Annotated in this window: 10 protein-coding genes; 7 read left to right on the plus strand and 3 right to left on the minus strand. The window is 67.1% G+C overall.

Annotation, left to right across the window (positions count from 1 at the left end):
- Positions 1–36: 36 nt before the first annotated feature.
- The gene (gene fumC / locus VRZ77_RS18735) at positions 37–1,428 is read right to left on the minus strand and encodes a class II fumarate hydratase (protein ID WP_414594100.1); all 1,392 of its coding nucleotides are present in this window, start codon (positions 1,426–1,428) and stop codon (positions 37–39) included.
- Between the two features lie 463 nt (positions 1,429–1,891).
- Here fumC and VRZ77_RS18740 point away from each other — a divergent pair, with 463 nt between their 5' ends.
- The 6 genes from VRZ77_RS18740 to VRZ77_RS18765 all read left to right on the plus strand — a co-directional run bounded on the left by VRZ77_RS18740 (position 1,892) and on the right by VRZ77_RS18765 (position 6,599).
- A complete protein-coding gene (locus VRZ77_RS18740; RefSeq protein WP_414594101.1) occupies positions 1,892–2,080 on the plus strand; it encodes a DUF4169 family protein in 189 nt (62 codons plus the stop codon).
- Positions 2,077–2,355, plus strand: a complete 279-nt coding sequence (locus VRZ77_RS18745; protein ID WP_414594102.1) for a ribbon-helix-helix domain-containing protein — start codon at positions 2,077–2,079, stop codon at positions 2,353–2,355. The genes VRZ77_RS18740 and VRZ77_RS18745 overlap by 4 nt, the downstream gene beginning before the upstream one ends.
- 186 nt (positions 2,356–2,541) lie before the next feature.
- The gene (gene hflK, locus VRZ77_RS18750) at positions 2,542–3,696 is read left to right on the plus strand and encodes an FtsH protease activity modulator HflK (RefSeq protein WP_414594103.1); all 1,155 of its coding nucleotides are present in this window, start codon (positions 2,542–2,544) and stop codon (positions 3,694–3,696) included.
- On the plus strand, positions 3,693–4,613 hold the full coding sequence (hflC, locus tag VRZ77_RS18755; protein ID WP_414594104.1) for a protease modulator HflC: 921 nt from the start codon (positions 3,693–3,695) through the stop codon (positions 4,611–4,613). The genes hflK and hflC overlap by 4 nt, the downstream gene beginning before the upstream one ends.
- A 12-nt stretch (positions 4,614–4,625) precedes the next feature.
- Entirely contained in the window at positions 4,626–4,811 is a 186-nt protein-coding gene (locus VRZ77_RS18760) for a DUF2065 domain-containing protein (RefSeq protein ID WP_414594105.1), read from the plus strand.
- A gap of 273 nt (positions 4,812–5,084) precedes the next feature.
- Positions 5,085–6,599, plus strand: coding sequence for a Do family serine endopeptidase (locus tag VRZ77_RS18765; RefSeq protein WP_414594106.1), 1,515 nt, complete (start codon positions 5,085–5,087; stop codon positions 6,597–6,599).
- A gap of 75 nt (positions 6,600–6,674) precedes the next feature.
- Here VRZ77_RS18765 and VRZ77_RS18770 read toward each other — a convergent pair whose 3' ends face one another.
- Together VRZ77_RS18770 and VRZ77_RS18775 are read right to left on the minus strand one after the other, a co-directional pair.
- Positions 6,675–7,217 carry a DUF1036 domain-containing protein gene (locus VRZ77_RS18770; protein ID WP_414594107.1) on the minus strand — a complete coding sequence of 181 codons (543 nt, stop codon included), beginning with the start codon at positions 7,215–7,217 and terminating at the stop codon, positions 6,675–6,677.
- Entirely contained in the window at positions 7,186–8,478 is a 1,293-nt protein-coding gene (locus VRZ77_RS18775; RefSeq protein WP_414594108.1) for a glycerate kinase type-2 family protein, read from the minus strand. The genes VRZ77_RS18770 and VRZ77_RS18775 overlap by 32 nt, the downstream gene beginning before the upstream one ends.
- 168 nt (positions 8,479–8,646) lie before the next feature.
- On the opposite strand from VRZ77_RS18775, the gene VRZ77_RS18780 reads away from it, so the two are divergent.
- Positions 8,647–9,501: an N-formylglutamate amidohydrolase gene (locus tag VRZ77_RS18780; protein ID WP_414594109.1), complete on the plus strand. Its 855-nt coding sequence runs from the start codon at positions 8,647–8,649 to the stop codon at positions 9,499–9,501.
- Positions 9,502–9,514: the final 13 nt, after the last annotated feature.

A 9,514-nucleotide genomic window follows, 5' to 3' on the forward strand; every position in this document is an offset into this window, starting at 1 on the left:
ACGCATTCATCCGGATGAACGCCAGATGAACGACGATCAGCCCGGCGAGATCATGTTTTCCGGGCGCACGACCGCATCGAATTCCTCATTGGTGACATAGCCGCCGCCGACCGCTTCCTCGCGCAGCGTGGTGCCGTTCTTGTGCGCGGTCTTGGCGATCTTGGCGGCGTTGTCGTAGCCGATCTTCGGGGCGAGCGCGGTCACCAGCATCAGCGAACGCTCCAGCGCCGCCTTGATGTTGTCCTCGCGCGCCTCGATGCCGACCACGCAATGCTCGGTGAAGCTGTCGGCGGCATCCGCCATCAGCCGCACCGACTGCAGGAAGTTGTAGGCCATCACCGGGTTGTAGACGTTCAGCTCGAAATGGCCCTGGCTGCCGGCGAAGGTGAGCGCGGCATTGTTGCCGAAGATCTGCACGCAGACCTGGGTCATCGCCTCGCACTGGGTCGGATTCACCTTGCCGGGCATGATCGAGGAGCCGGGCTCGTTCTCCGGCAGTGCCAGCTCGCCGAGCCCCGAGCGCGGGCCGGAACCGAGCAGCCGGATGTCGTTGGCGATCTTGAACAGCGAGGCCGCCACCGTGTTGATGGCGCCGTGGGTGAACACCATGGCGTCATGGGCGGCCAGCGCCTCGAACTTGTTCGGCGCCGAGGTGAAGGGCAGGCCGGTGATCGCCGCGATCTTGGCCGCGACCTGCTCGGCGAAGCCGACCGGCGCATTGAGCCCGGTGCCGACCGCGGTGCCGCCCTGGGCGAGTTCCATCAGCGCCGGCAGCGTCAGCTCGATGCGCTTGATGCCGTTGGTGACCTGCTGGGTGTAGCCGGAGAATTCCTGGCCGAGGGTGAGCGGCGTCGCGTCCTGGGTATGGGTGCGGCCGATCTTGATGATGTGCTCCCACGCCTTTGACTTCTCGGCCAGCGCGTCGCGCAGCCGGGTCAGCGCGGGAATCAGCCGGTGGACCACCTCCTCGGCGGCCGCGACATGCATCGCGGTCGGGTAGGTGTCGTTCGACGACTGGCTCATGTTCACATGATCATTCGGGTGAACCGGCTTCTTGGAGCCCATCTCGCCGCCGAGCATCTCGATGGCGCGGTTCGAGATCACCTCGTTGGCGTTCATGTTGGACTGGGTGCCCGAGCCGGTCTGCCAGACCGCGAGCGGGAAATGGGCATCGAGCTTGCCGTCGATCACTTCCTGCGCCGCGCTGACGATCGCCTTGGCGAGCGCGGGATCGAGCCGGCCGAGATCGCGATTGGTCTCCGCAGCGGCACGCTTGATCACGCCGAGCGCACGGACGATCGGCAGCGGCTGCTTCTCCCAGCCGATCTTGAAATTGCCGAGCGAGCGCTGCGCCTGCGCGCCCCAGTACTTGTCGCTCTCCACTTCAATGGGGCCGAACGTATCGGTTTCGATGCGGGTCTTCGTCATGCGGCAAGCCTTTCGGGTGGATGCGTCCATGAAAGCGACACAAGCGCGGCACAGGCTCCCTCCCGTGAGCGCGGGGCCGGTTTAGCATGAGCAGGAAAGCCAGCAAATGCGACCTCGGGCGAGTGTCCGGGGGCGAGTGTCCGGCCGGAACATATCCGGATTGGTCTTCGATCCAAGTCTACAAGTTAACGGTATCAAAATACTTTTTCCACTTCGGCGATGGGAGGCTGCACCCAACATCCGCACCTGGCGGGCCAGCACAGGAATAGACACAATTTGTATGGATCGCGGAACTTTCACCTGCGCGGGCAGTCACCGCCCCGGCCTCACCGAATATTTCTTGTCCGGCGTTGTTTTAAGTTTCTGAGAATCCTGAATATTCTAAATCTTCGGTCACGAATCCTCAGTTGAGCATGTTGACTGAATCGGTACTCCGTGCAGAGGATGCCTTGGGGGAATACTTATGGCTGAAATCGTCAACCTTCGACGTTACCGAAAGAAAAATGCCCGGGAGCGGGCGGAACAAACTGCCGCGGCGCGGCGTTTGGAGTTCGGCCGCACGAAGGTTCAGCGCGAAGCGGAGCGGACCGCCGAGCGCTTGGGGGCGGCGGCGCTGGACGGTCATTTGCGGATACGAGAGGACGAAACATGAAGAGCCCTGTGGTAAAGCGGTCTATTGTGATTGCCGGGCACAAGACCAGCGTCAGCCTTGAAGATCAGTTCTGGGACGCCCTGAAGGAGATTGCCGCCAATCGGCGCAGCACCCTGTCGGAGATTGTCGCGTCGATCGATTCAGGGCGGAATCAGGGCAATCTGTCGTCGGCGATCCGGCTCTACGTGCTGGCCCACTACCGCAACCCGCCGGCGTCGCGCGAGGGCAGCGAACATAACGATCGCGGCATCTCGGCCCGATCTACCGTTGCGTAACAGCCGGGCTTTCCCATATGACCGCTCGCGAGGATGCGTTGTAACGTGGTGTTTCGTCACCTATAACCGCCTCGCTGCGCCTTTTGCTTCAGGAAGGCGCGGGTCTTTTCTGCATGAGACCGCCTGAGGGCTCCGCCGCATGCGGGCCCTGGTGTCTCGTGCGCGCAAGATGGGAGTAGCCGCGGAATGTCGTGGAAGAACCAGAGCGGTGGGCCATGGGGTGGTGGCGGCCCACGCGGTCCCTGGGGCAATGGCCCGCAATCGCCAGGGCCTAATTCTCCCGATCTCGAGGATCTGATCCGGCGCGGACAGGACAAGCTGCGGGGCGTGATGCCCGGCGGCTTCGGCTCAGCCAAGGGCGTCATCGCCATCGTGGCGGTCGCCGTGGTGGTCTGGCTGCTGTCCGGCTTCTACCGCGTTCAGCCTGATGAACAGGGCGTGGTCCTGCGCTTCGGCAAGTTCGTGGGCACCTCGAATCCCGGCCTGAACTACCATCTCCCCTACCCGATCGAGACCGTGCTGACCCCGCAGGTCACGCGCGTCAACCGCATCGACATCGGCACCCGCAGCGGCGACGACCCGCGTCGTGGCGCGGCGGTGCGCAATGTCGCCGAGGAGAGCCAGATGCTCACCGGCGACGAGAACATCGTCGATGTCGACTTCGCGGTGTTCTGGATGGTGAAGCCCGCCGCCCCCGGTTCGACCGAGGATGTCGGCGCGGCGAACTACCTGTTCAACGTGCAGAACCCCGAGGGCACCATCAAGGCGGTGGCCGAAAGCGCGATGCGCGAGGTGATCGGGCGCACCAACATCCAGCCGATCCTCACCGGCGCGCGCCAGAACATCGAGAATGCGGTGCATGAGCTGATGCAGCGCACGCTGGACAGCTACCAGTCCGGCATCCTCGTCACTCAGGTCCAGCTTCAGAAGGTGGACCCGCCGCAGCAGGTCATCGACGCGTTCCGCGACGTGCAAGCTGCGCGTGCCGACGCCGAGCGCCTGCAGAACGAGGCGCAGGCCTACGCCAACCGCGTCGTTCCCGAGGCGCGCGGCGAGGCCGCCCGCATCACCCAGGGCGCGGAAGGCTACAAGGAGCGCGCGATCATCGAGGCGCGCGGTCAGGCCGCCCGCTTCCTGAGCGTGCTCGGCGAATATCAGAAGGCCCCCGACGTGACGCGCCAGCGGCTCTATCTCGAAACCATGGAGCGCGTCTTCGCCGGCATGGACAAGGTGGTGATCGATCCTGCCGCCAGCGGCCAGTCGGGTGTCGTGCCCTATCTGCCGCTCGGCGCGCTCGAACCCCGACCGACCACTCCGGCCGCTCAGGGAGCCGCCCGATGAAGAACAGCCTTGGTCTCATCCTCGCGATCGTCATCGCGGCCGTTCTCGTGGTGGCATATTCCGCTCTGTTCACCGTCTACCAGACCCAGCAGGCGCTGGTGCTGCGCTTCGGCGAGCCGATCCGCGTGATCGAACAGCCCGGCCTCAACGCCAAGATCCCGCTGGTCGACAGCGTGATCCTGCTCGACAAGCGCATTCTCGACCTTGAGAACCCCTCTCAGGAAGTGATCGCCTCCGACCAGAAGCGGCTGGTGGTGGACGCCTTCGCGCGCTACGCCATCACCAACCCGCTGCGCTTCTACCAGTCGGTGGGCACCATCGAGGGCGCCAATTCGCGGCTTGCCACCATCCTTAACTCGGCGCTGCGCCGGGTGCTCGGCGAATCCACCTTCATCCAGGTGGTGCGCGACGAGCGCGAGGCGCTGATGGGGCGTATCCGCGAGCAGGTGAATCGCGAGGCGGCCGGCTTCGGCATCAATGTGCTCGACGTGCGCATCCGCCGCGCCGACCTGCCGGAAGCCAACAGTCAGGCGGTGTTCCAGCGCATGCAGACCGAACGCCAGCGCGAAGCCTCCGAGATTCGCGCCCAGGGCGGCGAGCAGGCTCAGACCATCCGCTCCCGCGCCGATCGCGACTCCACCATCATCGTGGCGGAAGCCACCTCGACCGCCGACCAGCTCCGCGGTCAGGGCGAGGCCGAACGCAACCAGATCTTCGCCGAAGCCTATGGGCAGGATAAGGGTTTCTTCGACTTCTACCGCTCGATGCAGGCTTATGAAGCCTCGATGAAGGGTTCGGACACCCGGATGCTGCTGTCGCCGGATTCCAACTTCTTCCGGTTCTTCAACGATCCGGGTGCCCCGGCGGCTCCGGCGCCGGGGGCGGCAGCTCCCGCGCCCGCCCCGACCGCGAACTGACGCCGCGCGACGATGTCCGATCTCATCGTCGCGCTCGGTCTCGTGCTGGTGATCGAGGGCCTGCTCCTCGCCGCTGTGCCCGGCGCCGTGCGGCGCGCCATGATCTCGATCGATCAACTGCCCGACCAGCCGCTGCGAATCGCAGGGCTGGTCGGTGCCGTCATCGGTGTCGCCGTCGTCTGGCTGATGCGCGGTTAAAACCTCGATTTTCCGGGTTTTTCCGGCCGGGTGGCCCCATGCCTCCCGGCCGGCCATCTTCTCTGCCCGCTTTCCGCGCCCGCGCGACGATGGCGCCCGGCAACGCTCTCCTCAGGACATATCGGTCGCGACGCTTGCGCCTCACCCACTCGCGTGGTTTTGGCTTGCATCGCCTCCCGTCCCGGTTCAGCGTTCGGCGGTGAACGGTGCGGCAGGTTCGGGCATGCGCGATCCCGACCGGCCGGAGGCACGCGGCGACGCGAAGGAGGCATGATGTTTCAATACGTTGAACGCTCTGGCACCCTGTCAGGGCTCGTGCCCCGCCTTTTCCTCGCGGGCGCGCTCGCCGCGGGCGCGGTGTTCGCCGGCGGGGCGCTTCCCGTCCAGGCCGCCGCGACCAAGGGCCCCGACACGGTAGCGGACACCGCCGCGCAGATCATGGACGCGGTGGTCAACATCTCGACCTCGCAGACGGTCGCTCCCTCGCGAAGCGTGCCGACGCCTGAATTGCCGCCCGGCTCGCCCTTCGAGGAGTTCTTCGAGGAATTCTTCAAGCGCCGCCAACAGCAGGGCGACGAGGATGGCGGGCGTCCGCGCCGCGTGTCCTCGCTCGGCTCCGGCTTTGTCATCGATTCCAGCGGCCTGATCGTCACCAACAACCACGTCATCGCCGACGCCGACGAGATTTTCGCCAATTTCGCCGACGGCTCCAAGCTCAAGGCCGAGTTGGTCGGGCGCGATACCAAGACCGACCTCGCCTTGCTGAGGGTCACGCCGGAAGCCGGCAAGCCGCTCAAGGCGGTGAAGTTCGCCGATTCCGACGTGCTGCGCGTCGGCGACTGGGTGATGGCGATCGGCAACCCGTTCGGCCTCGGCGGCACGCTGACCGTGGGCGTGATCTCCGCGCGCAACCGCGACATCAATTCCGGGCCCTACGACAACTTCCTGCAGACCGACGCCGCCATCAACCGCGGCAATTCCGGCGGGCCGCTGTTCAACATGGACGGCGACGTGGTGGGCATCAACACCGCGATCATCTCGCCCTCGGGCGGCTCGATCGGCATCGGCTTCGCGGTTCCGTCCAACACCGCCGTGCCGGTGGTGGCGCAGCTTCGCGAATTCGGCGAGACCCGCCGTGGCTGGATCGGCGTACGCATCCAGGCGGTGACGCCGGAGATCGCCGAGAGCCTGTCGCTCGGCAGCCCGCGCGGCGCGCTGATCGGCTCGGTGAACGATGACGGCCCCGCCGCCAAGGGCGGGCTCAAGGCCGGCGACGTCGTGGTCCGCTTCGACGGCAAGGAGGTCAAGGACATCCGCGCGCTGCCGATCATCGTGGCCGACACGCCCGTCGACAAGCAGGTGGACGTGGTGGTGATCCGCCGCGGGAAGGAAGAGACGCTGCGCGTGACGGTCGGCCGGCTCGACGAGAGCGAGAAGACCGAGGCCGCCGCCGAGGCGCCTTCCAAGCCGGAAACGCCGCCCGCCACCACCACCAAGGTGCTCGGCGTCGAGGTTGCCGAGCTGTCGCCGGAACTGCGCACCAAGTTCAAGATCAAGGACGAGCTCAAGGGCGTGGTGATCCTGAAGGTCGAGCCCGGCTCGGCCGCCGCCGATCGCGGCCTTGCCGCCGGCTATCTCATCGTCGAGGTCAACCAGGAGGCCACCGCCACGCCGAAGGACGTGGAGGAGCGCCTCGCCGAGCTGAAGAAGGAAGGCAAGCGTTCGGCGCTGCTGATGGTGTCCGATCCCGACGGGCAGGTCCGCTTCACCGCCCTGCCCATCGAGTAGCGCAACACTGCGACGCCGCGAACAGAAAAGCCCCGGTCGCAACGGCCGGGGCTTTCTCGTATCGGGCGACTGTCCTCAGGGGGCTTTGGGCGGGGGCAGCGGCGGCACGCCGGCGCGCGGCGTCGCTGCCTGGTCGGGCTCGGTGAGCTGCACGGTCCAGCTTTTCTGTTCGTGGGTGTCCACCTCGAAGAAGCCGGTACGGTCGAAGCCGCGCGCGAGGCAGTCCTCAATGCCGCGAATGGTGAACTCCTTCTCGCGGGTGCACATGAAGGCCTTTCCGGCCCATTCTCCGCCGAGATCGTAGTCGATGGCATAGACGTAGTAGAACCGCGCCACGAGGTCGCCGCGCAGCAGCGTCTCGCAGCTCTTGGGCGCGATGTTCCACCAGCCCTCAGTCGCCCAGACATTGCCGTCCTTGTAGCCGAGCGCGATGCCGATCCGGCTGCTGGAACGGTTGCACAGGCGGAAATCGGCAGCGGCCGGGGTCGGCGCCAGCGCGGCAAGTACCGGCGCGAGCAGGAACGCGGCCAGCGCGCTCCCGCACAGGCGACGCTTCAACCGCGCCGGCGCGGAAGCGCCCGCGCGCTCACTTGTCGATGAAGACAGCTCGAAAATCATTGACGTTCGTGCAGGTCGGCCCCGGCGTCAGCAGGTCGCCGATCGTCTCGAAAAAGGTGGTCGAGTCGTTCTCGGCGAGAAAGGCGGCAGGATCGAGACCGGACGCACTGGCGCGGGCCAGCGTGTCGGGCATCACATAGGCTCCGGCCGGATCGGTGGCCGCGCCGCCGCCGCCATCGGTGCCGTCGGTATCGCCAGCCACCGCGTAGATTCCCTCGGCTCCGCCCAGCGCGGCGGCAAGCGCCAGCGCGAATTCCTGGTTCGGGCCGCCGCGGCCCTGGCCGCGCATGGTCACGGTGAGTTCGCCGCCGGACAGCAGCACGGCGCTCTTGCCGGCCGCCTTCAGCTCCAGCGCCTTCGCCGCCTGAGCGGCGGCAACCTCGCGGGCCTCGCCTTCGAGATTGTCGCCAAGCAGGATTGGCTCCAGCCCGGCCTCGCGCACAAGCTTCTCGGCGGCGACGAAGGAATCTGACGGGCGGGCGACGAGCAGATACTCGCTATTGGCGAAGGCGGCGTCGCCGGGCTTGGGCGATTCATTGGCCGGATCGCGCAGCGCCACCGCGATCGAGGGCGGCGGGTCGATGCGGTAGCGGGTCAGCACGTCGCGCGCTTCCGCAAGCGTGGTCGGATCGGGCACGGTCGGACCGGAGCCGATCACCGCCGGATCGTCGCCCGGCACGTCGGAGATGGAGAGCGTCACCACCTTCGCCGGCTGCGCCAGCGCTGCAAGGCGCCCGCCCTTGATGCGCGAGAGGTGCTTTCGCACGGTGTTGATCTCGGTGATGTTGGCGCCCGAGCGCAGCAGGGCGCGGGTCAGGGCGCGCTTGTCGTCGAGCTCGACGCCATAGGCCGGGGCGATCCAGTTCGCCGAGGCGCCGCCCGAGAGCAGCACCAGCACCAGATCGTCGGCGGTCGCGGATTCGGCGAGGTCCAGCGCGGTCTGCGCGCCGGCGAGCCCGGCAGCGTCCGGCACCGGATGGCCGGCTTCGACCATCTCCAACTGGCGGGTCGGGCGGCCATAGCCGTGGCGGGCGACGCCGATGCCGACGAGGCGGGCGGGGTCGAAGCCCAGCGTGTCGAGATAATGGCTCTCCGCCACTTCCAGCATGGAGCCGGCGGCCTTGCCGGCGGCCAGCAGAATCAGGCGGCCATGGGCCGGGGGCGGCGGCAGGGCCGGCGGCAGGCAGGTGCTGGGGTGGGCGGCTGCCACGGCAGCCTCGAAAAGCCGATCCAGAAACGCACGCGCCGAGACGTCCACCATCGCCATCCTACCCCCGATCGCCCGCATCGGGCCTGATACTTCTTGCGCATCGGCGGCTGGGACGAAAGTCGAATCCCGAACCGGCAGACGCGAAACCGGCGTATTCCTATGGCACAGAACATGCCGCGTCACTATCCTGACCGCGTTTATCGCACCAGACGGGACAAAATGCGCCGGCTCTCGACGGAAGAAAGCGCCCTCGCGGCGGATGGCCGTGATTCTGCTCACGATTTTCCCGCCTTCGAGCGCATTGCCGGCCATTGGGATGCCGGCATGCTGCTGATCTGCGACCACGCCTCCAATGCGCTGCCGCCCGCCTATGGCACGCTCGGCCTGCCGCAAGCGCAGCTCGAACGCCATATCGGCTACGATATCGGCGCCGCCGGGGTGACACGGGAACTCGCAAAGCTGCTGGACTGCCCGGCAGTGCTGTCCTGCTTCTCGCGGCTGCTGATCGACCCCAATCGCGGCGAGGACGACCCGACGCTGGTGATGCGCCTGTCCGATGGCGCAGTCGTGCCGGGAAACCGCCATGCCGATGCCGAGGAGGTGGAGCGCCGGCTCGACGCCTTCCATCGGCCCTATCACCGCGCCATCGAGGCGGAGCTCGCCGATGCGCAGGCGGCGGGCGTCAATCCGGCGGTGTTCTCCATGCATTCCTTCACCCCGGTCTGGCGCGGCGTGCCCCGGCCCTGGCACGCGGCGATACTGTGGGACAGCGACGAGCGCTTCGCCCGCCCGCTGATCGAGGCGCTCGCGGCGCCGGGCGATCTGATCGTCGGCGACAACGAGCCCTATGACGGGGCGCTGCGCAATGACTGCCTGTTTCGTCACGGCACGGCGCCCGGCCGCGCCCACGTGCTGCTGGAGGTCCGGCAGGACCTGATCGCGGACGAGGCCGGCCAGCGCGGCTGGGCGGCGCGGCTCGCCGGCATCCTGCCCGCCATCCTCGCCCGTCCCGGCCTGCACGAGTTGCGCAGCTATGGCTCGCGCACTGGCCCGGTTATCCCCATATCCGGCTGAACCGTCGCCGAAC

The sequence above is a fragment of the Ancylobacter sp. G4_0304 genome (genome assembly GCF_047501495.1).
Taxonomy (GTDB): Bacteria; Pseudomonadota; Alphaproteobacteria; order Rhizobiales; family Xanthobacteraceae; genus Ancylobacter.

Excerpts from the sequence above, each read along its gene's own strand:
- VRZ77_RS18770 (WP_414594107.1), bottom strand. The coding sequence starts at position 7,217 with ATGATTTTCGAGCTGTCTTCATCGACAAGTGAGCGCGCGGGCGCTTCC.
- VRZ77_RS18740 (WP_414594101.1), top strand. The coding sequence starts at position 1,892 with ATGGCTGAAATCGTCAACCTTCGACGTTACCGAAAGAAAAATGCCCGG.
- VRZ77_RS18775 (WP_414594108.1), bottom strand. The coding sequence starts at position 8,478 with ATGGTGGACGTCTCGGCGCGTGCGTTTCTGGATCGGCTTTTCGAGGCT.
- VRZ77_RS18765 (WP_414594106.1), top strand. The coding sequence starts at position 5,085 with ATGTTTCAATACGTTGAACGCTCTGGCACCCTGTCAGGGCTCGTGCCC.
- VRZ77_RS18780 (WP_414594109.1), top strand. The coding sequence starts at position 8,647 with ATGCGCCGGCTCTCGACGGAAGAAAGCGCCCTCGCGGCGGATGGCCGT.
- hflK (WP_414594103.1), top strand. The coding sequence starts at position 2,542 with ATGTCGTGGAAGAACCAGAGCGGTGGGCCATGGGGTGGTGGCGGCCCA.
- VRZ77_RS18745 (WP_414594102.1), top strand. The coding sequence starts at position 2,077 with ATGAAGAGCCCTGTGGTAAAGCGGTCTATTGTGATTGCCGGGCACAAG.
- hflC (WP_414594104.1), top strand. The coding sequence starts at position 3,693 with ATGAAGAACAGCCTTGGTCTCATCCTCGCGATCGTCATCGCGGCCGTT.
- VRZ77_RS18760 (WP_414594105.1), top strand. The coding sequence starts at position 4,626 with ATGTCCGATCTCATCGTCGCGCTCGGTCTCGTGCTGGTGATCGAGGGC.
- fumC (WP_414594100.1), bottom strand. The coding sequence starts at position 1,428 with ATGACGAAGACCCGCATCGAAACCGATACGTTCGGCCCCATTGAAGTG.